At 65.3% G+C, this 24217-nt stretch carries 24 protein-coding genes; 2 read left to right on the top strand and 22 right to left on the bottom strand.

Annotated features, from left to right (window positions below; all coding sequences use genetic code 11):
• Nucleotides 1–164 precede the first annotated feature (164 nt).
• Nucleotides 165–1436: a PrsW family intramembrane metalloprotease gene (locus QRN11_RS05645; RefSeq protein ID WP_142059302.1), complete on the top strand. Its 1272-nt coding sequence runs from the start codon at nucleotides 165–167 to the stop codon at nucleotides 1434–1436.
• On the opposite strand, the gene QRN11_RS05640 is transcribed toward QRN11_RS05645, so the two are convergent.
• From QRN11_RS05640 to QRN11_RS05535, 22 genes are all read right to left on the bottom strand, one after another.
• Nucleotides 1433–2293, bottom strand: coding sequence for a triose-phosphate isomerase family protein (locus QRN11_RS05640; RefSeq protein ID WP_142059304.1), 861 nt, complete (start codon nucleotides 2291–2293; stop codon nucleotides 1433–1435). The genes QRN11_RS05645 and QRN11_RS05640 overlap by 4 nt on opposite strands.
• A gap of 9 nt (nucleotides 2294–2302) precedes the next feature.
• Nucleotides 2303–3655 carry an MFS transporter gene (locus QRN11_RS05635; RefSeq protein ID WP_285250195.1) on the bottom strand — a complete coding sequence of 451 codons (1353 nt, stop codon included), beginning with the start codon at nucleotides 3653–3655 and terminating at the stop codon, nucleotides 2303–2305.
• 208 nt (nucleotides 3656–3863) lie between these two features.
• Nucleotides 3864–4631, bottom strand: coding sequence for an SDR family NAD(P)-dependent oxidoreductase (locus QRN11_RS05630; protein WP_142059309.1), 768 nt, complete (start codon nucleotides 4629–4631; stop codon nucleotides 3864–3866).
• A gap of 27 nt (nucleotides 4632–4658) precedes the next feature.
• Nucleotides 4659–5651, bottom strand: a complete 993-nt coding sequence (locus tag QRN11_RS05625) for a 3-hydroxyacyl-CoA dehydrogenase family protein (RefSeq protein WP_142059311.1) — start codon at nucleotides 5649–5651, stop codon at nucleotides 4659–4661.
• A 2-nt stretch (nucleotides 5652–5653) separates the two neighbouring features.
• A complete protein-coding gene (locus tag QRN11_RS05620; protein ID WP_142059313.1) occupies nucleotides 5654–6148 on the bottom strand; it encodes a ribose-5-phosphate isomerase in 495 nt (164 codons plus the stop codon).
• Nucleotides 6145–7911, bottom strand: a complete 1767-nt coding sequence (locus tag QRN11_RS05615; RefSeq protein ID WP_142059315.1) for a dihydroxyacetone kinase family protein — start codon at nucleotides 7909–7911, stop codon at nucleotides 6145–6147. Before QRN11_RS05615 ends, QRN11_RS05620 begins: the two co-directional genes overlap by 4 nt.
• Nucleotides 7912–7968: 57 nt before the next feature.
• Complete coding sequence (locus tag QRN11_RS05610) at nucleotides 7969–8973, bottom strand: sugar phosphate isomerase/epimerase family protein (RefSeq protein ID WP_142059317.1); 1005 nt, start codon at nucleotides 8971–8973, stop codon at nucleotides 7969–7971.
• A gap of 128 nt (nucleotides 8974–9101) precedes the next feature.
• Nucleotides 9102–9818 (bottom strand): GntR family transcriptional regulator, encoded by a 717-nt coding sequence (locus QRN11_RS05605; protein ID WP_142059319.1) that lies wholly within the window; start codon nucleotides 9816–9818, stop codon nucleotides 9102–9104.
• A gap of 107 nt (nucleotides 9819–9925) precedes the next feature.
• Nucleotides 9926–10336, bottom strand: coding sequence for a transcription antitermination factor NusB (nusB, locus tag QRN11_RS05600; protein ID WP_142059321.1), 411 nt, complete (start codon nucleotides 10334–10336; stop codon nucleotides 9926–9928).
• Entirely contained in the window at nucleotides 10336–10899 is a 564-nt protein-coding gene (gene efp, locus QRN11_RS05595; protein WP_050054941.1) for an elongation factor P, read from the bottom strand. The genes nusB and efp overlap by 1 nt, the downstream gene beginning before the upstream one ends.
• A gap of 182 nt (nucleotides 10900–11081) precedes the next feature.
• The gene (locus QRN11_RS05590; protein ID WP_142059323.1) at nucleotides 11082–11600 is read right to left on the bottom strand and encodes a tetratricopeptide repeat protein; all 519 of its coding nucleotides are present in this window, start codon (nucleotides 11598–11600) and stop codon (nucleotides 11082–11084) included.
• Complete coding sequence (gene aroB, locus QRN11_RS05585) at nucleotides 11600–12691, bottom strand: 3-dehydroquinate synthase (RefSeq protein ID WP_285250194.1); 1092 nt, start codon at nucleotides 12689–12691, stop codon at nucleotides 11600–11602. Before aroB ends, QRN11_RS05590 begins: the two co-directional genes overlap by 1 nt.
• The gene (locus QRN11_RS05580) at nucleotides 12688–13197 is read right to left on the bottom strand and encodes a shikimate kinase (RefSeq protein WP_370455834.1); all 510 of its coding nucleotides are present in this window, start codon (nucleotides 13195–13197) and stop codon (nucleotides 12688–12690) included. The genes aroB and QRN11_RS05580 overlap by 4 nt, the downstream gene beginning before the upstream one ends.
• 57 nt (nucleotides 13198–13254) lie before the next feature.
• Complete coding sequence (gene aroC / locus QRN11_RS05575; RefSeq protein ID WP_142059327.1) at nucleotides 13255–14454, bottom strand: chorismate synthase; 1200 nt, start codon at nucleotides 14452–14454, stop codon at nucleotides 13255–13257.
• A 26-nt stretch (nucleotides 14455–14480) separates the two neighbouring features.
• Entirely contained in the window at nucleotides 14481–15341 is an 861-nt protein-coding gene (locus tag QRN11_RS05570; protein WP_091420021.1) for a shikimate dehydrogenase, read from the bottom strand.
• The gene (gene mltG, locus QRN11_RS05565; protein WP_091419862.1) at nucleotides 15338–17056 is read right to left on the bottom strand and encodes an endolytic transglycosylase MltG; all 1719 of its coding nucleotides are present in this window, start codon (nucleotides 17054–17056) and stop codon (nucleotides 15338–15340) included. The genes QRN11_RS05570 and mltG overlap by 4 nt, the downstream gene beginning before the upstream one ends.
• Nucleotides 17053–17652, bottom strand: coding sequence for a Holliday junction resolvase RuvX (gene ruvX, locus QRN11_RS05560; RefSeq protein WP_091419860.1), 600 nt, complete (start codon nucleotides 17650–17652; stop codon nucleotides 17053–17055). Before ruvX ends, mltG begins: the two co-directional genes overlap by 4 nt.
• A 7-nt stretch (nucleotides 17653–17659) precedes the next feature.
• A complete protein-coding gene (alaS, locus tag QRN11_RS05555; protein WP_285250193.1) occupies nucleotides 17660–20338 on the bottom strand; it encodes an alanine--tRNA ligase in 2679 nt (892 codons plus the stop codon).
• A gap of 134 nt (nucleotides 20339–20472) precedes the next feature.
• Nucleotides 20473–20715: a hypothetical protein gene (locus QRN11_RS05550; protein ID WP_181762575.1), complete on the bottom strand. Its 243-nt coding sequence runs from the start codon at nucleotides 20713–20715 to the stop codon at nucleotides 20473–20475.
• An 18-nt stretch (nucleotides 20716–20733) separates the two neighbouring features.
• Entirely contained in the window at nucleotides 20734–21108 is a 375-nt protein-coding gene (locus tag QRN11_RS05545; RefSeq protein ID WP_050054932.1) for a DUF948 domain-containing protein, read from the bottom strand.
• Nucleotides 21109–21254: 146 nt separating this feature from the next.
• The gene (gene rpsD / locus QRN11_RS05540) at nucleotides 21255–21881 is read right to left on the bottom strand and encodes a 30S ribosomal protein S4 (protein WP_015937210.1); all 627 of its coding nucleotides are present in this window, start codon (nucleotides 21879–21881) and stop codon (nucleotides 21255–21257) included.
• Between the two features lie 169 nt (nucleotides 21882–22050).
• A complete protein-coding gene (locus QRN11_RS05535; RefSeq protein WP_142059331.1) occupies nucleotides 22051–23472 on the bottom strand; it encodes a replication-associated recombination protein A in 1422 nt (473 codons plus the stop codon).
• A gap of 66 nt (nucleotides 23473–23538) precedes the next feature.
• Here QRN11_RS05535 and QRN11_RS05530 point away from each other — a divergent pair, with 66 nt between their 5' ends.
• Nucleotides 23539–24216 (top strand): acVLRF1 family peptidyl-tRNA hydrolase, encoded by a 678-nt coding sequence (locus tag QRN11_RS05530; RefSeq protein WP_142059333.1) that lies wholly within the window; start codon nucleotides 23539–23541, stop codon nucleotides 24214–24216.
• The last annotated feature ends 1 nt before the right edge of the window (nucleotide 24217 follow it).

The following is a 24217-nucleotide window of genomic DNA, read 5'->3' as shown; positions in this document are numbered from 1 at the left end:
TCCCCGCCTCACAGGACGGAATTAAAAAAGGATCATGTGCGTCTCAAAATTACCACACGGGCATGGCGGCACCCGTGCCGGAAGGAGGCGGTGCTGGTCACACTCCCCGCCGCTCCCGGGCTGCATCCTTGGAGGTGCGGCGGGAGGCACCTAGGCTTTCGGATATGTCGATGCATCCCCGCTTCCCGGCGTCCGGACCGCCCGAAGATCCCGTCAGCGGCGGCACACCGCTCCCCCGCGAAGCAAATCCCACCTGGATGGGCCAGGTCCAGCCCGGAAACTATCAATCGGCACCGGGCCATCAGGGCCGTCCGGTGCAGGGCCTGGTCCCGCCGCAGGAGTCGGTGATGCGGGCGGGCCGGGCCCGGGGCGGGAGCCTCGTTGCCCTGTCCATCGGCGGCAGCGCCCTCGCCTTCCTCAGCCTGTTCCTGGTGGTGCCGTTCCTGTTGTCGAATACGGGTGCGCCGGGGTTCCTGATTGGTTTCCTGGCCTCCCTGATCCCCCTGTCCGCAGTCCTCCTGGCGGTCTATGTCATCGACAAATGGGAACCCGAGCCAAAGCGGCTCCTGTACTTTGCCTTTACGTGGGGCGCGGCAGTATCCATCGCGGTCACCTTGCTGATCCAACCGTTTTTTGTGCTGGGATTCCAGTTTTCCGATGAAGCGGACCTGCAGACCTTTATGGCCACGGTCCAGGCACCCATCGTGGAGGAGTTCGCCAAATCCCTGGGACTGCTGCTCCTGCTGATACTGGCCAGAAGGCATTTTGACGGGCCGGTTGACGGAGTGGTGTTCGCATTCACGATCGCAGGCGGCTTCGCCTTTACCGAGAACATCCTGTACTTCGGCAGGGCCATCGCGGAATCGGCCAACCCTGCCAGCGATTTCGCCCAGGTGTTTTTCCTGCGCGGCGTGATGTCCCCCTTCGCCCATGCGATCTTCACCGGCACCACCGGGCTGGTCATGGGGTTCGCCGCCCGCCGCGGAGGCACCGGCGTCGCGGTGGCAGCCTTTGTCCTGGGGCTCCTGCCGGCCATGTTCCTGCACAACCGGTGGAACAGCATGGGGCAGGGATTCCTGCTCGACTACATCCTGGTGCAGGTTCCCATCTTCTTCCTTGCCGTGGGCGGCATCATCCTCCTGCGGGTGGCGGAGAAACGGCTGACCCGCCAGCGCCTGCTCGAATACTCCGCCGCAGGCTGGTTCACTCCGGCCGAAGTGGAGCTGCTCGCCACTTTCGGAGGCCGCCGGACCGCGTTGAACTGGGCCGGCAGCTACGGCCGGAAGCGGCACATGAAGGAATTCATGAAAGCCGCCACCCAACTGGCCAACACCCGCCAGCGGATCCTCACCGGCCGCGATGTCCAGCTCCACCAGGCCGAGGAGCGGGAGCAGCTGCAGCGCATCCTGGCACTGCGCGCCGCCGTCGCGCGTTAAGCGCGTTGCCCCCGTAAGGGAGTTGCAGAAAGACCGGCATCTGCCAGCTCGAGTGCCTCATCCAGCACTTTGCCGAAGTTCGCGGCGTCATGGGCAAACCTGCCTAGGAAGAGCCCGGACACGCCGTCGAGCGTGGGCAGGAGCCCTGGCTTTGCCGAGCCGCCGTAGATGATCGGCAGGTTCCCCAGCGCTGCGCCTGCCTCCGCGCTGCGGACGTCGAGCAAGGCCCGCAGTACATGGACTACAGCGGAAACGTAGGCTGCACCGGCCGGTTCTGCTGCCCCGATTGCCCAGACAGGCTCGTAGGCAAGGATGAGCCGCGATGCCAGTGCCCAGTCGCCGTCCACCGCGTCGGCGACTTGCCTGAAAACGAACGCAGCAGCAGCTGTTACCCCGTCTTCAGTTCCTGAAGTGCAGGTTTCCTCACCCACGCACAGCAGCGGTGTAACTCCGGCAGCATCCGCTGCCTGGACCTTTCGTGCGATCTGCACACTGTCTTCGCCGAAATACCGGCGGCGTTCGGCGTGCCCAATCTCCACGAGGCTGACCTCGAGCTCCGCGAGGAGCGAGGGTGAAATCTCGCCTGTCCAGGGCCCATCGGCCCATCCACAGTTTTGGGCACCGAGGCGTACCGGTGATCCGGCCAGGATTGAGGCGGCTGCCGGAAGTATCGGGAAGGTGGGAACCACAAACGGGACTACCCGCCCGGCCGCCAGGGCCGGACGGGAGTCCACTTCATTGCGTACCTGCTTCAGCCAAGCCAGCGAATCGCGGTAACCCAGGTACATCTTGGTGCTGACCCCGACGTACACGGTGCCGGTCACGTCCGAATCCCTTCCGGTGCTGGTTTCAGGCATGGCAACCGATCACTTGGTCTTGAGCAGGTCATCTGCCTTGTTGCGGAACCGCTTGGTGGCGTACATCATGATGGCTGCCAGGAAAGGGAGCACGCCCAGGGCGAAGACGCCTGCGGAGCCGGTGGAGTCGGCCGCGATCCCGTTAACCGTGGTGCGCAGGATGGGCGCAACAAAGCCGCCGAGGTTTCCCAGCGAGTTGATCAGGCCGATGCCGGCGGCTGCGGCCGTTCCGGTGAGGAACGCCGTCGGGTAGGACCAGGCGATGGGTCCGATGGCGAGGAAGCTGCACACGGCCAGGGTGATGAAGACGATGCCAAGCGCCGGGAGGTGGTTCGTGCCGGCCCAAGCCGAGCCGAAGATGCACAGGCCAGTGGAGACAAACAGCCCGGTCCCCCACACCCGGCGGCGGACCAGCGTATTGGCGGCCTTACCGATGAGGTAGCAGGCGAAAATGCCGAAGAACCACGGGATGGCTGCCATCAGGCCGACGGCGAGCCCCACCTTTTGGCCGGTCAGCTGGGCTACCTGCTGCGGCAGGTAGAAGGTGACCCCGTAAACGGCGATCTGCAGGCAGAAGTAGATCACGGTGAAGTACCAGACCTTGCCGTTCTTCATGGCCGCAAGGACGCCGCGCGGGCCTGTTTCTTCCTTGACCGAATCCTCCAGTGACATAACGTCCAGGAGCGCCTTCTTTTCACCGGCGTTCAGGAACTTGGCGTCCTGCGGGCTGTTGATCAGGAAGAAGTAGGCCGCGACGCCGGCGACGACTGCCAGCATCCCTTCGACGAAAAACATCACCTGCCAGCCCTGGACGCCGGGCACCTGGTCGCCGATGTTGATCAACCAGCCGGACAGCGGTGCGCCCATCATTTGCGAGAACGGCTGGGCCAGGTAGAAGATGGCGAACATCTTTACCCGGACCTTGTTGGGGAACCAGGCTGCCAGGAACATGATGACGCCCGGGAACAGGCCGGCTTCGGTGACGCCGAGCAGGAAACGCAGGATGATGAAGGACGCCTCGCCCTGCACAAACGCGAAGCAGGCGGACACGATGCCCCAGGTGACGGCAATGCGGGCCAGCCAGACCTTTGCCCCGAACCTGGTCAGAAGCAGGTTGCTGGGGATCTCGAACAGGGCGTAGCCGATAAAGAAGATACCGGCGCCGAGGGCGAAGGCTCCTGCGCTGATGCCCTTGTCCACGCCCAGCGCGGCTTCGGAAAAGCCCACATTGGTACGGTCAAGGAACGCCACGATGTACAGGATGACGAGCATCGGCATCAGCCGGCGGGAGGCCTTGGAGATCGCCGATTTCAGGACCGGCGAGTCCAGGAGCTCCCTGGTGGATGTTGCTGCTAAAGACATCAAAACTCCTCTTTGAGTACTTTGAAGACAGGCTGGGGTTCCAGCGGGAGGCCACGATCATCACGACCCCTGCGACGCAGGCGAGGATGCCCGCGGCCAGGTAGATGGTGCGCGCCCGGGTCCAGGAGCCCAGCCCGGCGGCTTGTGGTCTTGCTGCGGGTGTTGGCCGTACCGCGGCCTTGTTCTTCTGCGCCATTGCCGGCCTTCCTTAATGCATGTAGAGTCCGCCGTCCACATTCAGCGTCTGGCCGGAGATGTATCCGGCATCTTCGCTGATGAGGAAGGCGATGGCTGCTGCGATGTCCCGCGTGGACCCGACCCGGTTGACTACCAGGTCCTTGGTCAGTTCGTCCTTGCGTTCCTGGCTGAGGGTGCCGCCCATGATGTCCGTATCGATCGGGCCCGGGGAAATGGCGTTGACCGTAATGTCGTACTCCCCCAATTCCCTGGCGGTGGAGCGCGTCAGTCCGATGACGCCGGCCTTCGCCACGGAGTACGGCGTCTTGGAGTAGGTGCCGCCCCCGCGCTGGGCTGAAACGGAGGAAATGTTGACGATCCGTCCGATCCGGTTTTTCACCATGGACTCGGCCACCCGGCGGGTGGCGTAGTGGACGCCATTGAGGTTGATATTGAGGACGCGGTCCCATTCCCCCGCGTCCAACTCGAGGTATGGAACGGGGGAACTGACGCCCGCCACGTTGGCAAGGGCCACGATTTGGGGCAGTTCCGCCTCGATGGAGTCGATGGCGGCCCGGACTGATGCTTCGTCTGCCACGTTGGCGCCCGCGCCGTGCGCGCGGATGCCGTACTGGGAAGCGAGTTCCTTGGCCGCGGCTTTGCACAGGGCATCGTCGAGGTCGATGATGCCGACGTTCCAGCCCTGGGCGGCAAGGTAGTTGGCGGTGGCCCGGCCAATGCCGCGTTCCGAGACGGCTCCGGTGATTATGGCGGTGCGTTCAGCGGGAAAACTGCTCATGGTTGCTCCTGGGTAAGGCGGACTGGATCAGCTGATGGGTGCGGGGCCGAGGTCTTCGAGGAGCTTCTGCATGGCCACATACGCTTTGTTGCGGTAAGCGATCAGCTCGGGCGTACGCTCGGCCGGGACATTGAGGAACCCGGCACCGGTCTTGGTGCCCAGCTTTCCGGCGTCCACCAGGTCGCTCAGGATTTTCGGGGTGGCGAAGCGCTCCGGGAAGTCGGTTTGCAGGGACTTGTAGCAGAAGTTGTAGACGTCCAAACCGGCCATGTCCGCTATGGCGAAAGGTCCGAAGAACGGCAGCCGGAAGCCGAAGGTGGTGCGGACAAGGGTGTCCACATCGTCCGCCGTCGCTATGCCCTGCTCCACCAGCTGCGCGGCTTCGTGGAACAGCGCGTACTGCAGGCGGTTGAGCACGAAGCCGGTGACGTCCTTAACCACTGCGGTCTGCTTGCCCGCCGCGTGCACCAGCTCGCGGACAGCCCCCACGGCAGCCGCAGCGGTGCCGGCGTGCGGGATGATTTCCACGCCGGGGATGAAGGGCGACGGGTTGGAGAAGTGCACGCCCAGGAACCGGTCCGGGTTGGTAACCGGCTCTGACAGTTCGGCGATGGAGATGGTGGAGGTGTTGGAGCCGATGATGGCATCCGGCCTGGCGGCGGCGCTGATGCGGGCCAGCGTCTGGTGCTTGATGGCGATCACTTCGGGGACTGCTTCCTCAATAAAGTCCGCATCCGCCACGGCTTCTTCGATGTCCTTGGCTGCCCACAGGTTCTGCTTCAGGATTTCGGTGGAACCCTCCGGGAACAGGCCGTCGGCCACGAACTGGTCCGACTCGGTGAGGAGGCGTTCGTAGTTGTTTTGTGCCACCTCCGCGGACACGTCCGCGAGTGCCACCCGGGCACCGCCAAGCGCCAGGACCTGGGCGATCCCTCCACCCATGTAGCCGGAGCCGACGACGGCGATCTTCCGGGGGCTGTTCGCGTCCGTCGCGGTTGAGGTGCTTGCTGTTTCGGTCATGATCAGAATGCCTTCGTGTAATCGGGTTCGTAGGAGCAGATTGCGTCCACTTTGGTGGCGGAGGCCGAGGTCTCGTCGAAGCGGTAGTCGAGCCATTCGCCCACCAGTTTCTTGGCCAGTTCCAGGCCGATGACCCGTTGGCCCATGGTGAGGACCTGGGCGTTGTTGCTCAGGACGGAACGCTCCACGGAATAGCCGTCATGGGCGGTGACGGCGCGGATGCCCGGTACCTTGTTGGCTGCGATGGCGACGCCGAGGCCGGTGCCGCAGATCAACAGGGCACGGTCCGCTTCGCCGCCGGCCACTTTGCGGGCGGCGTCGACGGCGACGTGCGGGTACGCCGTGGCGTCGTTCGCACCGACACCTACATCCTGTACAGATGCCACGCGGCTGTCCGCTTCGAGCAGCGCCTTCAGCGCCTCCTTGTATTCGACGCCGGCTTCATCATTTCCGATGACGATGCGCCAGCCTGTTGCGACACGTTCGTGTGCGCTCATGCTTGTGCCCCTTTTCCGGCCGTTGAGCCGGCCAGCAGTGAATAGTCAGACAGTTCAGAATTGAAGTAATCGGAGACGCGGGCCGCGATCAGTCCGAAGGAAACTGCGCCCGGGTCCGGATGTCCGAGGCTTTTCTCGGCCAGTGGACGCGCCCGCCCCTTGAGCGGCCGCAGGGATGCTGTGTCCTCCGCGGCCTTCCGGGCGGCGCCTGCCGCGGCGGCCAAGGCCGCAGCTGCCGTAGCACCGCTGCTGGAGGAGGCCAGGAAGGCGTCCCGGAAGGGAAGCAGGGCGTCCACCATGGTCTTATCGCCCGGTTCTGCCTTGCCAAGGCTGGTGATGGCGTCTACGAACGCGGTCACCGCGGAGGGTGCATCCCCGTCGCGGTAGGACTCCTTGTTGCCGAGACTCATTCCGGCAGCCAGCACAGCGGAGCCCCAGAGCGCCCCGGACGTTCCTCCGGCGCGTTCACTCCATGCCTCCCCTGCCGCCATCAGCACCCGCTGTACGGAAGCTCCCGCCGCCGCTGCGTCCAGGGCGGCTGCCGCTGCGGCATCCACGCCCCGGCGCATGCCGATGCCGTGGTCGCCGTCGCCCGCAACCGCATCCAGCCTCCCCAGTTCCGTTTCGTGTTCGACGACGACGTCCCGCACCTGGGCGAGCACGACGGCTGCCAGCCGTCCCAAGGACGCTGCTGCCGCCGTCGTGAGCTCCTCGTCGCCGGCCACGGCATCCTCCTGCCCGGCCAGTTCCCGGCGGGCACGTGGTGCCAGGTTTCCCTTGCGGAAAGCGGGGGTGTCCGCCGGAGCTGCCCAGTAGCGCTCGAGTTCCTCGTCCAGCCACAGCAGGGTCAGGGAGAGTCCGGACATGTCCAGGCTGGTGACCAGTTCGCCGCACTCGGGTTCCACAACAGTGAGGCCGGCGGCGGTGAGGAGCTTCTCGACTTTGCCGAAAAGCAGGAACAGTTCGTCGTACTTGACGGTCCCCAGGCCATTGACGATGGCCACCACACGGTGCCCGGCATCATCTGGCTTGTCCTCAAGGAGCCTGGCAACCAGGAGCTCCGCAAGTTCAGAGGCCGTGGGCAACGGATGCTCGGAGATGCCCGGCTCGCCGTGGATTCCCAGTCCCAGCGACATCTGGCCGGCCGGCACGTGGAACAGCGGCTCCCCGGCTCCCGGCAGCGTGCACCCGTCAAAGGCCACGCCCAGGGAACGGGTGCGGTAGTTCGTACGGCGGGCCAGCTGCTCGACCGCGTCCAGGTCCAGGCCCGCTTCGGCGGCGGCACCGGCAATCTTGAAAACAGTCAGATCGCCCGCGATGCCGCGGCGTTTCCCGATCTGGTCGATGGGGGCGCTGGCGATGTCATCAGTGACCAGGACGGTCCTTGTGTCGATGCCTTCCGCCTTGAGCCGCAGCTCAGCCTGGCCGAAGTGGAGAACGTCGCCGGCGTAGTTGCCGTAGCTCAACAGCACACCCCCGCCGGCGTTGGCCGCTTTGGCCACCCGGTACACCTGGCCGGCCGAAGGGGATGCAAACATGTTGCCGCAGGCGGAGCCGGCTGCCAGGCCCGGTCCCACCAGGCCGGCGAAGGCCGGGTAGTGGCCGGAGCCGCCGCCCACCACCAGGGCCACCTGGCCGGCGGGCACCTCCGTGGAGCGGACAACGCCGCCGTCGACCCGGGCAACGTACCCCCGGTTGGCTGCCACAAAGCCGTCCAATGCCTCATCTGCAAAGTTGGCGGGGTTGTCAAAAATCTGCGTCATGGTTCCTCATTGAATCCTTGGTGACAATTTCTTATCCGGTTCGAAGGCCGGCAGCGATCACACGCTGGTGAGTTCAGCCGCGCTGGGCTGTTGCCGCCCCTGGGCCACCTGGCTGCTGCCGAGTGTGTACCCGTCGGTCTTGGGGAGGACGTGGCGGCGGAGGTAGTCCTGGTTGCTGGCCGTCACGCTCAGCCCGTCGCCGCCGTAGTGCTCGGTACAGAGGATGCCCTGGAAACCCACGGAGAGTGCCACTTTGAAAGCCTCGCGGTAGTTGATCAGGCCGCTTTCCATTGGCGCCGGCATGGTGACGTACATGTCGCGGGCACGGTCCTCGTCGCGGATGTAGTTCTTCATGTGCCAGTAGTTGGAGTAGGGCAGGGTTTTAGCCACCATGTCCCGCCAGTCCTCGATGGGCCGGTGGAGCCGGATCAGGTTCCCGAGATCGGGGTTGAGGCCAACATTGGCCAGGCCGATGTCCTGGACCAGCCGGACGGAGGAATCGGCAGTGCCAAGGTAGGTGTCCTCGTACATCTCGAGCGAGAGCAGCACACCAACTTCGGCTGCGTGCCGGCCAAGTTCACGAAGCCGGGTCACCGCGTTGTTCCACGCTTCCGCGTCACCCGCGGGGTCTTTGTAGCCCTCCACCGTCCAGAACCACAGCTGCTTCTGCTGCTCGGGGGTAATGGCCTGGTGCAGCCCGAATGAGACAACCTCACAGCCGAGTTCGGCAGCGGCGTCTATGGTGCGGTGGCTGTAGGCGAGGTTCGCTTCCCAGCTGCCTTCCTCGATGACGCTGCGGCGGATGGCGGAGATAACCGGGATGCCGATGCCCACCTCTTCTGCTGTCTGCTTGAACTCAGCAAGCCGCTTCGTGCCCAGGTCGCCGGGGCGTACCCAGCTGTCGGTAAGGTCCGCGTTCGCGAAGCCGGCCTCTTTCACTTCCGTCAGAACGTCGGCCCACACCGAAGCTTCCGCATCGTTGATGTGCACTCCTGCGGCATCGGTCGCGGGAAACTGCAGCAACGCTGCTGTGATGGGCCAGTTCTCTGCCGTGTAAACCACGCGGGTCTCACTTTCCTAGATCGTGTTTCCTATAGGATTTACTATCGCAAGGAATGTTGTCAAGATCACTTTCAGGAAAACCGGCGGGCTAGAGGCGCCAGGGGTTATGCGATCCCGTCGAGCCGGGACTAGCTTTCGGGTGCTGCAGCGATGGCCCTTGACCGGACCTGCTGGATGTGGGCAGCCATGGCCGCTTCGGCTTTACCAGGATCGCCGGTCGAAAAAGCGTCCAGGACAGCCTGGTGCTCGGCTATGGCGGATTCCGCGTCGGTAATGCCCACTCCCCCAAAAAGGCGGAAACGCTGGATCTGACCGCCGAGGGCCGAGTAGGCGGCCTCCATGAACTGGTTTCCGGTCTGCCGCGCGATCAACTGGTGAAACCGCTCGTCCGCCTCAAGGTACTCCTTGAACTCGGCGAAGGCCGGTCCGCGGGGAGCAGACTTCAGGTCCTCCACCGCCTGCTTCAACTCGGTCAGGCCCCCCTGGTCCATGCGTTCACACGCGAGCCGCGCGTTGACCGGTTCGATCGCCAGCCGGGCTTCCATCAACTCGGCAAAATCCTCTTGGGTGAAGACGGGCGCCACCCTATAGCCCTTCAGTGCCACGCGGCGTACCATTCCGGTGTGCTCCAGCCGCGCCAGCGCTTCCCGGACGGGAGTGGGGGAAACGTCAAGATCCCGGGCGGTTCCGTCAATGCTCACCACAGATCCCGGAGCCAGCCGGCCGTCCATGAGGGACGTCAGGAGTTCGGTGTAGACGTGGTCGGCAAGCACCTGGCGGCTGACTGCGCGTCCGGAACGGCGGGCGGGCGGCACTGCATCGGTGCTGTCCAGGGCATTCTGCATGTGTAAATCCTATAGGGCTGCCTCGGCCCGCACTGGTGACGTGACCTAAGGGGATGCAAAAGAGCCCCGGCCAGGCTGACCTGGTCGGGGCTCTTTAAATGCTGCGCTTATGCCAGCAGAGAAGGCTTCAGCTGCTGCAGGCGGCCGAGGAGGCCGTTGATGAACTGCGGCGACTCGTCGGTGGAGAGAGTCTTGGCCAGCGCCACGGCTTCACTCACCGCCACGCCGTCAGGGACGTCGTCGTTGTACAGGAGCTCCCAGGTGCCGATGCGGAGGATGATGCGGTCAACCGACGGCATGCGCTCAAGGCTCCAGCCCTGCGAGTAGGTTTCGAGGAATTCGTCGATGGCGACTTGCTGCGAGAGCACGCCTTCAACGATTTCAAGGGTGTAGGGGTTGATGATCTGGTCAGTCTTCTCCCGGCGTGCCCGGAGCACGTCGAAAGCCGAAACCGAGCGTTGCTCGGCTTCGAAAAGTACATCCAGGGCCCTGTTACGGGCTTTACCGCGGGCGCTCACTACTCGGTGACCCGGCCAAGGTAGCTGCCGTCGCGGGTGTCCACCTTCACCTTGGTGTTGTTCTCGATGAACAGCGGGACCTGGATCTCGTAGCCGGTTTCCAGGGTGGCGGGCTTGGTGCCGGCGGAGGAGCGGTCGCCCTGCAGGCCCGGCTCCGTGTAGGTGATCTCGAGGACGACGCTCGGCGGCAGTTCGATGTAAAGCGGGGTGCCCTCGTGGATGGCGATGTTGACCATCTGGTTCTCGAGCATGAAGTTGGTGGCGTCGCCAACGGTGGCTCCGGAGACCGTGATCTGGTCGTAGTCGGAGGTGTCCATGAACACGAAGTCAGCGCCATCCTGGTACAGGTACTGGTAGTCGCGGCGGTCCACGGTGGCGGTTTCGATCTTGAGTCCGGCGTTGAACGTCTTGTCCACAACCTTGCCGGACATCACGTTGCGCATCTTGGTCCGCACAAAGGCGCCGCCCTTGCCCGGCTTGACGTGCTGGAATTCGATAATGTTCCAGAGCTGGCCCTCAAGCTTCAGGACCGTTCCGTTCTTGATGTCGTTAGTGGTTGCCACTGGTATCCTCTGGTTTCTCTGTCTGGTCGCGTTGTCAGGCGCTGTATGCCGGGCAGGCAGGCCAGGCGGCGTGCCAGCTCGTATTTGTCAAAAATCGGAGTTCGAAAAAATTCAAATACCATTCTACCGGTAAATCGGGGGTGCCCCCGGTACGGCCTCCCGTGACGGTGCGCTGTCCGGCGTCAGCAGGCCAGGTCCAGCACGTCCCGGGCGCGCTGGAGAGCCACCGTGGAGGAGTAGATCAAGGCTGCATCCGCCGACTCGGCCACCCGCAGATCCAGCGCGCGGGCAAAGGATTCAACGGCAGCGGAGGTCTGGCCTGCCGTGTACTGTGTTTTGCCCAGGAACTGCAGGACCAGCGCCTCACGGGGCGTCCCCTGTACTTCCGCAAGCAGTTGGCGGAACAGTTCCACCGCCCTGTCCAGGCGGTTGGACACCCGGAGCACTTCGGCCTCGAAGGCCCGGAGCCGGAAAGATTCGGGATCCTTGAAGCGGGCTTCTGCCAGCAGTTCGGCAGCCTCGGCAGCATGCCCTTCCACCAGCAGGACAAAAATGTGGTCGGCCGGGTCGGTGGAGACCGCGAGGGCTTCCCGGCAGGCGTCTTCATTGACAATTTCCGGGAGCAGTGATTCCGGGTTGATGCGGATACCCGGGAATCCGGCCTCCGGCCAGTCCGTTGTGCCTTCCCTGTCGCCGTGCATCAGGAAGCAATTTCCTGGTAGGCGGCGAAGAGCAGCGACGTGTCCGGCACATCGAGGATCCCGGGCTTGGCCACGCCGTCGAGGACCACGAACCGCAGCAGGTCGCCGCGGGACTTCTTGTCCCGCCGCATTCCGTCGAGCAGGCCCTGCCAGCGGTCCTTCCGGTAGGTGACCGGAAGCCCCAGTCCGTCCAGGATGCTGCGGTGCCTGTCGGCGTCGGTATCGCTGAGCCGGCCCACGCTGCGGGCGAGCTCGGCGGCGAACATCATGCCTACGGAGACGGCGGCCCCGTGGCGCCAGGAGTACCGCTCCACCAGTTCGATCGCGTGGCCCAGGGTGTGGCCGTAGTTCAGGATCTCGCGCAGGCCGGACTCCTTGAGGTCCTCGGAAACCACCTTCGCTTTTACGGCGATGGCCCGCTCAATGAGCTCGCGGAGGGCGGCTGATTGCGGATCAACCACAGCGTCCGGGTCCTTTTCAACGAGGTCAAGGATGGCGGGATCTGCGATAAACCCGCACTTGATGACTTCCGCCATGCCGGAGATGATCTCGTTTTTGGGCAGCGTGTTCAGCGTGTCAAGATCGGCCAGGACGGCGGCCGGCGGGTGGAAGGCACCCACCAGGTTCTTGCCTTCGGCGGTGTTGATGCCGGTTTTTCCGCCCACGGAGGCGTCCACCATGCCCAGCAGGCTGGTGGGCATGTGGATGACCTTGACGCCGCGCAGCCAGGTGGCAGCCACGAAGCCGGCAAGGTCCGTGACGGCCCCTCCCCCGACGGCGACAATCGCGTCGGAGCGTGTGAAGTCGTTTTGCCCGAGGACCTGCCAGCAGAAGGCGGCCACCTGGATGTGCTTGCCTTCTTCGGCGTCGGGAATTTCAGCCGTCAGCGAGGTGAAACCAGCCGCGGCCAGCTCGTCCCGGACTGTATCGCCGGTGAGCCGGAGGGCGCGCGGATGGATGACCAGGACCCGCCGGACCCGCTCACCGAGCAGGCCGGGAAGGTCTCCGAGCAGCCCCCGCCCCACCACTACGTCGTAGTTGTTGGCGGCGGACTCGCCGGTGACCTTGATGATTGTTGATTCGGCGCTCACTTTTCAACTTCCTGTTTGGCAGCTGCGTAGTCCCGCAGTGCTGCTTCCAGTCGGCGTCCCAGCTCGGAAACCGAGCCGTGGCGCACGTCCAGGGTGATATCTGCCAGCCGCTCGTAAACCGGCTTGCGGGTGGCGAACATGGCTGTCCAGCGGCCCATCGCATCCCCTGCGAGCAGGGGCCGTCCGGAGTTCCGGGCGATGCGGCCGGCAACGGTATCGGCATCGCACTCGAGGTACACCACGGTGCAGCGGCCAATGAGCTGCTGCGTTCCCGAGTCAAGTACCGCGCCGCCGCCAAGGGAGACGACGGTGGTGGTGCCTTCTGCCGCTTCGACGACGTCGGCCACCGTCCGTGCCTCAATTTCGCGGAAGGCGTGCTCGCCACGCCCTGCGAAGATATCCGCGATGGACCCGTGGGCGGCCACGATGACGGCGTCGGTATCCACGAACGGGACACCAAGCTGCTGGGCGAGCTGGTGGCCGATGGCGGATTTGCCGACTGCCATGGGCCCGATGAGGACCACGGGACGGCCGACGGCCAGGGGTTTGTTGCGGTGGGGCACTTACCGGCCGATCGAGTCCAGGGACGCCGGAATGTTGTCCAGGTAACCCTTGATGTTGCGTGCGGTTTCCGCCACGGAGTCGCCGCCGAACTTTTCGCTGACAGCTTCGGCCAGGACCAGCGCCACCATGGCTTCGGCAACAACGCCGGCGGCCGGCACGGCACAGACGTCGGAGCGCTGGTGGTGGGCCTTGGCCGGTTCGCCGGTGCTGACGTCGATGGTCTTCAGGGCGCGGGGGACGGTGGCGATGGGCTTCATGGCCGCGCGGACGCGGAGCACGTCGCCGATGCTCATGCCGCCCTCAATGCCGCCGGCACGGTTGCTGGTCCGGGTGATCCGGCCGTCAGTGTCCTTGACGATTTCGTCGTGGGCGGCGGAGCCGCGGCGGGCAGCGGTGAGGAATCCATCGCCTACTTCCACGCCCTTGATTGCCTGGATGCCCATCAGGGCAGCAGCAAGCCTGCCATCGAGCCTGCGGTCCCAGTGGACATAGCTTCCCAGTCCCGGCGGGAGACCGTAGGCAAGGACTTCAACAACGCCGCCCAAGGTTTCGCCCTCCTTGTGGGCGGCGTCCACCTCGGCCACCATCGCGTCCGACGTTTCGCGGTCGAAGCAGCGCAGCGGGTCTGCGTCCAGGGCCAGCACGTCGGCAGGCAGGGGCAACGGCCGCCCCTCCGGGACCGTGACACTGGCGATGGACACGGTGTGGCTGACGAGTTCAATCCCCAGGTGCTTCAGGAACTGTGCTGCGACCGTACCAAGTGCTACGCGGGTGGCGGTTTCACGGGCACTGGCGCGTTCCAGGACGGGGCGGGCCTCATCGAAGCCGTACTTCTGCATTCCGGTGAAGTCAGCGTGGCCGGGGCGGGGACGCGTCAGGGGGGCGTTGCGGGCCTGGTCGGCAAGAAGTTCCGGGTCAACCGGGTCCGAAGCCATGATCTGTTCCCATTTGGGCCACTCCGTGTTGCCCACCTGGATAGCCACGGGACCGCCCTGGGTGACGCCGTGCCGGACACCGCCGAGGATGGTCACCACGTCCTGTTCAAACTTCATACGTGCGCCGCGCCCGTAACCCAGGCGGCGGCGGGCCAGTGAATCGGCGATGTGCCCGCTGGTGATTTCAACACCGGCGGGGACGCCTTCAATAATTCCCATCAGAGCCGGACCATGGGATTCACCGGCAGTCAACCAACGCAACATATTTTCCATCCTGCCACGTATGGCGGTCACAACGCCCGTCGGGGAAGGCCGACTGCGTCACACATCACATCTATGACGGATGCATTAACTTCGTCTTCAAGCCGGCTGAACAGGCGTACCTGCTCCACGGCCTGGTAGAGCAACATTTCAAGGCCGGGCACCACAGCGCCACCGCCCGTCTTCCATACGGACGCGATCAGGCTGGGCCAGGGATCGTAGGCAACATCGAGCAAAACACCGGGTGTGGGGCTTTTCAGGGCGGCGATTTCGGCCGCCAGTCCGTCCGCCGCCCGCGGCGGCAGGGTGGATATTACGACGTCGGCAGCGGCCGTGGGTGCCGCAGCCTCGGCCAGTGGCTGGACGTCCAAAGCCAGGCCAAGGCTGTCCGCCGCGCTTCGGACGTCGGCTGTGCGCGCAGGGTCCCGAACGAAGATCCGGGCAGAACCGGCGCCGAGTTCTTTCAATGCCGCCACGGCAGCTGCCGCTGTTCCTCCCCCGCCCAGGACAACCGGCGCGGACGGCGTGCGGGCGCCAGCGTGGCGGACCGCGTTGACGATTCCTGCCACATCCGTGTTCGAACCGATGGTGCGCAAGCCGCCGCCGTACTGCTCGAAGGACACAGTGTTCACCACGCCCAGGGTCCGGGCCACGCCGCGGACCTCATCCACTTCGCCCACCATGGCCGCCTTCAAGGGCATGGTGACGGACAGCCCGCGCCAGCCCGGCTGGTCACGGACCTGGCGCATCAACGAGGGCAACAGCTCCTCTGTGACGTCAATGGCCGTATAGCTGATGCCGATGCCCAGCCTGCCGTACGCCGCATGGTGCAGCGCCGGTGATTTGGAGTGGCTGATCGGGTGGCCCAGGACGGCTGCCCGGAGGCTCATGTGCAGCGGCCGGCGTTTGCCGTGCACCACGCGTTGTACTGCTCAACGTAGCCGTTGTGCTCCGCCAGGGTGCGGGAGAACTTGGTCTCCTTGGTGTCAAGGTTGATCGTCACCCAGTACAGGAAATCGTTGGTCTTCGGTTTGGCGGCAGCGTCGATGGCCGTCTTGCCCGGAGAACCGATCGGCCCGGGAGGCAGGCCCGGATTGGCGTAGGTGTTGTACGGGTTCGACTTGTCCTGCCGCTGCTCGTCGGTGAAGTTGAAGCTCCTGGTGCCCAGCCCGTAGGTCACGGCTGAATCCACCTGCAGGAACCCGCCGGTCTGGTCATTGGGCTTGAGCCGGTTATAGATGGCGCCGGCCACGTCACCGTAGTCCGCCTGGCCACCCTCGGCCTGGACGATGCTGGCGACGATCACAGCTTCGTACTGTTTCGCCGGATCGGTAATGCCCTGCGAGACAAGCTCGTCCACGGTGGTCTTCACCAGGGACTGGAGGATGTCCTTCGCGGAGGTGCCGAGCGGGTAGCGGTGCTCCCCCGGTGCCAGGAAGCCCTCCAGGTTCTTCGCACTGGCGGGCAGTCCGAACTGGGCCGGCTGGTCGCTGAGGGCCTTCAGGTCCTGGATGGACACTCCGGACCCTTCCGAAATGGCCTGCAGGGACTCGCCGATGCGAAGCCCGGCACTGAGCGCAAAGTAGATAACCTTGGTTTTGTCCTGGCCGAGCAGCACATTCACGGCGTCGCTGTTCTTCATCTCCGTCTTGAACGTGTAATCGCCCGGCGCCAGGGTCCCTCCTGAGGCTGTGAATGCGGCCAGGAAGGTGTCAGCGTTCGCCACCACCCGCTGGCTCTCCAGGGCGCTGGCCACGGAACGCGTGCCTTCGCCGTTCTGGACAGTCACCACAACCTCGCCCGATCCCGGGCCGGGGAAATCGCTGGGCTTGTCGTTGCCCAGCAGCGGCTTGAGGAACTGTGCGCCGACGGCGACCGCGGTGACAAAAACAGCAAGGGTGAGGAACAGTGCCAGCAACCTGCGGCGGCGGCGGACTTTTTTGGATGGCTTGGCCACTACGGCTGCTGCGGCAGGGCCGGGCAGGAAGTCGTGGCGCCCGTCATCATGGTGCCCGTCATCGTACTGCGCATCGTCGTAGTGTCCCTGCTCGTAGTGCCCATCATCATGAAGGGGCCCGTCATGGTGCAGGGCGTCCTGGTAGCCGTGGCCCTCCGCATAGTGCACGTCGCCGTCGTAATGCCCGTCGGCTGCATGCTGGTGGCCGGCAAGGGCCGGCTCGTAGGAAGCGTGGACATCGTCCTGGTGAACGACGTTGTGGATCTCGGTCGCCGGCGCGTCCGGCTCGTGGGTGGCCGCGTGATGGACGCCGGGCTGCGCAGCGGGGTGCGCCTCGGGGGCGGCCTCGGGCTGCGGCTCTTCCTGTTGCAGATCCTGGATGGACGGGGGTGCGGCCGGAGCGGCCGGAACGGGCTGCTCTTCAGGAACCGGATGGTTGGGAACCGAAGCAGCGGAAGACGCCGCCACGGCAGGTGGATCGGCAGGCACTGGCGGCACCTCATGTCCTGTTTCGTAGGCCTGCTCCGGCACTGTGCCCTGGAGCGCTGTGGTGGTCTTCTCGCGCGCCCGGAGCTCCTTGCGGGTCAGCGGCCTCGCTGCCCCGGCGTCCCAGGGACCGGTTGCGTCGTCAATGTTGGCAGGGCTCACTGTTGCCTTCCATTATCTGAAGATCGGTCTGTGGCCTCCGGGGCGGCGCGGACAGACTCATCCGCGCCGTTTGTCCCCGGATCCACGAAAAGGGAGGGCGCTGCGACGCGTCGGCCCACATCCGCTCCCCTGGCTTTCTGCATGTCGAGGGCGTGCTGAAGGATGCCTGCCGCCGCGACCTGATCAACTACTTTACGGTGGTCCCTGCTGCTCATGCCAGCTTCATGCAGGTTCCGGTGCGCAGTCACGCTGCTCAGCCGCTCATCCACCAGGTTTACCGGGACGGCCAGATCCCGCGCTGCCAGCTCTGCTGCCAGCAGCCCGGCGTACTCCGTGGCCATTTTCGCAGAGGCGTGCTCTTCACCCTTCATGGTGCGGGGCAGGCCCACAATGACCTGTACCGCGCCGAGTTCCTGCACCAGGTTGGCGATGACCCGGATATCGGAGTTTTTCTTCGGATTCCGGTCCAGGGTCTTGTACGGCGTGGCCAGGATCGAGTCCCGGTCGCAGATGGCCACACCGACCCGGACGGTGCCGACGTCGATCCCCAGTTTGACGCCCTGGGGGCTGCCGCCGGCAGCTGTTGGATTGGTCATGGGTGCTTTATCGCCGTGCGATGGCGTCCACAACGGCTGCCAGGGCTGGAGCTACCTTGGCTGCGTCCGTTCCGCCGCCCTGGGCAACATCGTCCTTGCCGCCGCCGCCACCGCCGAGGATGCCTGCGGCAACGCGGACCAGAGCGCCTGCCTTGACCCCGGCGTCCCGCGCTGCCTCGTTGGTGGCCACCAGGATCATGGGCCGGTCATTGGCAACACCGGCCACGGCCACGGTTGCCGCAGCCGAGCCCAGGCGGTTTCGAAGGTCGAGTGCGAGTCCGCGGAGGTCGTCCGCCCCGCTGACCTGGCCGGCGTCGTGCGCAATGACACTGACGCCCGAGGCGTCCTTGGCGCTGTTCACCAGCTGGGCGGCCGAAGCAGCCAGCTGTTCCTTGCGGAGGCGGTCCAGCTCCTTCTCGGTGGCCTTGAGCTTAGCGAGGGTGGCGGCGATCCTGTCGGCCAATTGGCCGGACGGAACCTTGAGCATGTCCGTCAGTTCGGTCACGAGGGCGCGCTCGGCGGCAAGATGGCGGAAAGCGTCCATGCCCACGAAGGCCTCCACGCGGCGGTTCCCGGAGCCAACGGACTGTTCGCCCAACAGCGAAAGGCTGCCGATCAGTGAGGTGTTGGCCACGTGCGTTCCGCCGCAGAGTTCGCGGGACCACGCGCCGTCGATTTCAACAACACGCACCTCGCTGCCGTAGTTCTCGCCGAAGAGGGCCATGGCGCCCAGGGCCTTGGCTTCGGCGAGTCCCATCACCTTGGTTTCCACCGAGTAGTTGTTGCGGATGGCAAGGTTGGACACTTCTTCGATTTCGGAACGGGTTGCGGTGCTCAGCCCTTCACCCCAGGCGAAGTCGAAGCGGAGGTAGCCTGCCTTGTTGAAGGACCCCCGCTGGGTGGCTTCCGGCCCGAGGATCTGGTGCAGCGCCGCGTGCACGATGTGCGTGCCCGTGTGCGCCTGCTCGGCGGCGTGCCGGCGTTCCCGGTCGACGGCGGCCCGGACCAGTGAGTCGGCGCCGATCTCGCCTTCGCGGACAATCGCCTTGTGCACACTCAGGCCCTTCAGCGGGCGCTGGACATCGAGGACTTCGACCACGAAGCCGTCGCCGGTGATGAGGCCGGTATCGGCGGCCTGGCCGCCGGCTTCGGCATAGAACGGGGTTTCGGCGAGGACCAGCTCGATTTCGTCGCCGGTGGAGGCCTGCTGTACCGGCCGCCCTCCAGTGAGGATGCCGCGGACGCGTGATTCGCCGTCGAGCTCCGTGTATCCGGTGAAAACGGTCTCGCCCTGGCCGAGGAGTTCCTGGAACACGGTGAGGTCGGCGTGGCCGCCCTTTTTGCCCTTGGCGTCGGCCTGGGCACGCTGGCGCTGCTCCTGCATGAGGCTGCGGAAGGCTGCTTCATCCACCTTGAGCCCCGCTTCCTCAGCCATTTCCAGCGTGAGGTCGATCGGGAACCCGTAGGTGTCGTGCAGGGCGAAAGCGTCGGCGCCCGAGAGCGGCTTATCGGCAGCTTTGGATTCCCTGACGGCGTCCTCAAGGCGGGCAGTGCCGGAGGCGATGGTGCGCAGGAAGGCCTTCTCTTCGGCGTAGGCAATGCGGCTGATCCGGGCGAAGTCTGTGTCCACCACCGGGTAGACGCCCTTCATGGCGTCCCGGGAGGCGGGCAGCAGATCGGGCAGGCAGGCCTGTTCGACGCCGAGGAGCCGCATGGAGCGCACGGCACGGCGGATGAGGCGGCGCAAAACGTAGCCGCGGCCTTCGTTGGAGGGGGTGACGCCGTCGGAAATGAGCATCAGGGCCGAGCGGATGTGGTCGGCCACCACACGCATGCGGACGTCGTCCGTGTGGTGGGGATCGTCCGGGGTCTCGGCGGAGGTGTATTCCCTGCCGGAAAGTTCAGCGGCTTTGTCAATGACGGGACGGACCTGGTCGGTCTCGTACATGTTCTCGACGCCCTGCAGGATCATGGCCAGGCGCTCCATGCCCAGGCCGGTGTCGATGTTGCGCTTGGGCAGCTCGCCCACCACATCGAAGTCTTCCTTGGTACGGACGTTTTCGATCTGGTACTGCATAAACACGAGGTTCCAGATCTCGATGTAGCGGGTCTCGTCCGCCAGCGGACCGCCCTCCACACCGTACGCCGGGCCGCGGTCATAGTAGATCTCGGAGCAGGGACCGGCGGGACCGGGCTGGCCGGTGTGCCAGTAGTTGTCAGACTTGCCCATCTTCTGGATGCGCTCGGCCGGGACGCCGGTGTTCTTCAGCCAGAGGTCCTTGGCTTCGTCGTCCTCTTCGTAGACGGTCACCCACAGCAGTTCGGGCGCAAGGCCGTAGCCGCCGTCGGCAACGCTCGTGGTGAGCAGTTCCCAGGCGAACTTGATGGCGTCTTCCTTGAAGTAGTCGCCGAAGGAGAAGTTGCCGCACATCTGGAAGAAGGTGCCGTGCCGCGCGGTCTTGCCCACTTCCTCGATGTCGCCGGTGCGGATGCATTTCTGCACGCTGGTGGCGCGGGAGTAGGGCGGCACCTCGCGGGCCGTGAGGTAGGGAATGAACGGAACCATGCCGGCAACCGTGAACAGCAGCGAGGGGTCGCTGGAGACCAGCGATGCGGAGGGAACCGCCGTGTGGCCCTTGCTGACAAAAAAGTCCACCCAGCGCTTTGTGATCTCCTGCGACTTCATGAGCTGTTTACTTACCCTTCTTGGTCCGCGCGGCTGCGCGGAAATTCGTTCACGTGGCAGTTCCGTTGGCACGGTTGCTGCCGGTTGGTTCTAAAGTGCTGCGGCCGGGCCGCTGCCTGGGGTGGATGCCGGGGTCAGCGGCGGACCAGTTCGTCCGAGGCCACTCCGAGGGCGGCGCGGAGGTCAGTTTCCCGTTCGCGCATGCCGTCCCGGAGGGCATCGGCAAAGTCGTAAATTCCATCAGTGAGCCGGCCCACTGCCCGGTTCAGGCCCTGCGGACCGAGGGTGGACTGCATGCTGGCCTGCGCCTCAGTCACTTTGCGGAATGCGATGACACCGATGGCCACGCCGATTCCCATCCAGACAAGTCGTTTCATTTCAGGTTCTCCGAAAGGTCAGCGGCTGCGGCGGCCGGCAGCGGGTTTCTTGCGGTTGGCCAGCGCGGTGCGGACGCCGTAGCTGAACGCCGCCACCTTGATCAGCGGCGAGCCGACGGTGGCGGCAACCAGGGAGGACAACGCGGAAAGGTTGGCCGAGGCATCCGAGACGTTGGACGAAATGCCATCCACCTTCTTCAGCTGCTGGTTGGTGGTGGACACGGTAGCGGTGACCTCGTCCATCAAAGGCGTCGCGCCGTCGCTCAGTGACCGGATGGATGTGCGCACCTCGTCCAGGACTTTGCCCAGCTTCAGGATGGGCACTGCCAGCAGCAGCACCAGGAGCGCGAACACTCCGGCAGCGATCAGGCCGGCAATATCGCCACCAGACATAGACGTTTCATCTCCTCGAAATTCTGTGGTTCATGCCATCGGCGGGTGCTTCGCAAAGCGCGCTTCCGCAGATGTCCCCCAAGTACCTTACATACAAAGAAGCCCGCGGCGCTTGCCACGGGCTTCTTTGGATACGCTGCTGGGATTTAGCGTGCGTAGAATTCGACGACGAGCTGCTCTTCGCAGGTCACCGGGATCTCGGACCGCTTGGGGCGGCGGACCAGGCGTGCCTGGAGGGCTTCCAGCTTGACGTCCAGGTAAGCCGGAACGGCGGGCAGGACGTCGCGGTGGGCGCCTGCTGCTGCGACCTGGAGCGGAACCATGGTTTCGCTGCGGCTGTGGACGTGGACCAGCTGGCCTTCGCCGACGCGGAACGACGGGCGGTCAACGCGGATGCCGTCAACCAGGATGTGGCGGTGCACAACCAGCTGGCGGGCCTGGGCGATGGTGCGGGCGAAGCCGGCACGCAGGACCAGGGCGTCAAGGCGCATTTCGAGCAGTTCGATGAGGTTTTCACCGGTCAGGCCCTTGGTGCGGCGGGCCTCTTCGAAGGCACGGGTCATCTGTGCTTCGCGGATGCCGTACTGGGCGCGCAGGCGCTGCTTTTCGCGCAGACGTACGGCGTAGTCGGAGTCCTGCTTCTTGCGGGCACGGCCATGCTCACCGGGGCCGTACGGGCGGCGCTCCATGTACTTGGCGGCCTTGGGGGTCAGAGCGATGCCGAGGGACCGCGAGAGGCGGGCCTGACGGCGAGCACGAGTGTTGTTAGCCACTTGTGTCCTTCCAATATCTGCGGTGTGTCAGTGTTACTGGCCTCCACGATGGAGAGCATCGGCCAACCGCTGCCTTTTGCTACTGGGCGCAGGCATAACCTTCTCAACGTGAAATTGGGGAGATTGTGCGTCCGCGCCTTGCCAGACAAACATCCATCCTACCACGGGGTTACTTGCCCCGGACAATCTTCCGCAGCCGCTCCAGCCGCACCGCGATGTCCCGTTCCGCGCCGTTGGCGGTGGGCTGGTAGTAGTCCTTCCCCACCAGGTCATCCGGCGGGTACTGCTGGGCGGCCACCCCGTGCGGGGCATCGTGGGCGTATTTGTACCCAACGCCGTGGCCCAGCTGCTTGGAACCCGGGTAGTGTGCGTCCCTCAGATGCGCGGGAATGCCGATCCCCAAGCCCGCCCGGACGTCGGCGGTGGCCTTGTTAATGCCCATGTACGCGGCGTTGGATTTCGGCGCCGTGGCCAGGTGCACCACGGCCTCGGCGAGAATGATGCGCCCCTCCGGCATCCCGATCAGCTGCACCGCCTGCGCCGCCGCCACAGCAGTCTGAAGTGCGGTGGGGTCAGCCATCCCCACATCCTCGGCGGCCGAGATCATGATCCTCCGGGCCACGAAACGCGGGTCCTCCCCCGCTTCGAGCATCCGGGCCAGGTAGTGGAGGGCGGCGTCCACGTCGGAGCCGCGGATGGACTTGATGAAGGCACTGATGACGTCGTAGTGCTGGTCTCCGGCACGGTCGTACCGCACTGCCGCTACGTCCAGCGCGCGTTCCGTGTGCTTCAGATCGACGGCGACCGGCCCGTCTTCGGCATCATCTGCGTCCCCGAACGCGACGCCGGCGGCCGCCTCCAGGGCGGTCAGGGCACGGCGGGCGTCACCGCCCGAAAGCCTGACCAGGTGGTCGAGTGCTTCGGCAGTGAGGTTCACTTTCCCGCCCAGGCCGCGGGGATCGGTCACGGCGCGCTGCAATAGTCCTTCAATATCCGCATCTGTCAGCGGACGGAGCGTCAGCAGGAGTGAACGGGACAGCAGCGGTGAAACCACCGAAAACGAGGGGTTCTCCGTGGTGGCCGCAACCAGTACCACCCACCGGTTTTCCACGCCCGGCAACAGGGCATCCTGCTGGGCCTTGTTGAAGCGGTGGATCTCGTCCAGGAACAGGACGGTGGTTGTTTTGTACAGGTCGCGCGCGGTGAGGGCGTCGTCCATGACGCGCCGTACGTCCTTGACGCCGGCGGTGATGGCGGAAAGTTCCACGAACTTCCGGCCCGGTCCGCGGGCGATCACGTGCGCGAGGGTTGTTTTGCCGGTCCCCGGGGGACCCCACAGGATCAGCGACGTAGGCCCCGCGGGTCCGGAGGTGTCCGCTCCGGCCCCGGCAGCCAACTGGCGCAATGGTGACCCTTGGCCCAGGAGATGTTGCTGCCCCACCACCTCATCCAGGGTGCGGGGGCGCATCCGGACGGCGAGCGGACCGCGCGGGGAGGCATTGCCTCCTCCCCCGGCAGTCCGGCCGACGGCGGCAACGGGAGCGTCGTCGTCGTCATCATTGCCTGGCCCGTGCCCGAAGAGATCATCCACATAGATAGGCTACTTCCAGTCCGTCGGCTTTCCCGCCGAAGCCGCCGCCCAGCCAAGGATGCCCTGATGCCCGCACGTACCGCCGCAGGAGGACAGCGCGGACACTCCGTCCGCACTGCCTTCATCGCCGGCAGCCGGCTGGCTGGCTGGGCGGAGAGGTTCGGGGCGGCGCACGGCGGGTTCCAGGTAAAGGATGACGACGACGGGCTGCACCTGCTGGCGTCCGACGGCGCCGAAGCGCTCCTGCAGGCTCCCTGGCCCGCGGACGGCCGCCCGGGACGCGGCGCGGACGAACTCGAAAGGCTCGCCTCCCTGGCATCGCAGCCGCGCCGTCTTGGGCTGTTGCTGGTGCGCCGGGGTGGATACGGTGTGGCACTAGTGAGTGAAGGAACACTGTTGGCCTCGAAGGTGGGTTCGACGTATGTGCAGTCCCGGACTGCGGCAGGCGGCCAGTCGCAGCAGCGGTTCGCACGGCGCCGGTCCAACCAGGCGGACGCGCTGGTTCAGACTGTTGCAGAACAGGCGTTGCGGATATTCACCAGCGGGCAGTTTGAATACGTGGTTCCCGGTGGTGACCGGGCGTTGGCGGGGCTTGTGCTCCAGCACCCGGCTCTGAAGGACTATGCCGCGCTCCCCCGGCTGGCCTACCTGGATGTCCCGGATCCCAAAGCAGCAGTGCTGCGGAAAGCCGCCGCTGACGTATGCTCAGTTCGCGTCCAGGTTTCCGACGCCCCGGTCGGCTGAG

Origin of the sequence: Pseudarthrobacter sp. fls2-241-R2A-168 (assembly GCF_030209335.1) — a bacterium.
In the GTDB taxonomy this organism is placed as follows: domain Bacteria; phylum Actinomycetota; class Actinomycetes; order Actinomycetales; family Micrococcaceae; genus Arthrobacter.
Note: the sequence above shows the minus strand (reverse complement) of the source record. Positions and strands in the feature narration are given on the sequence as shown.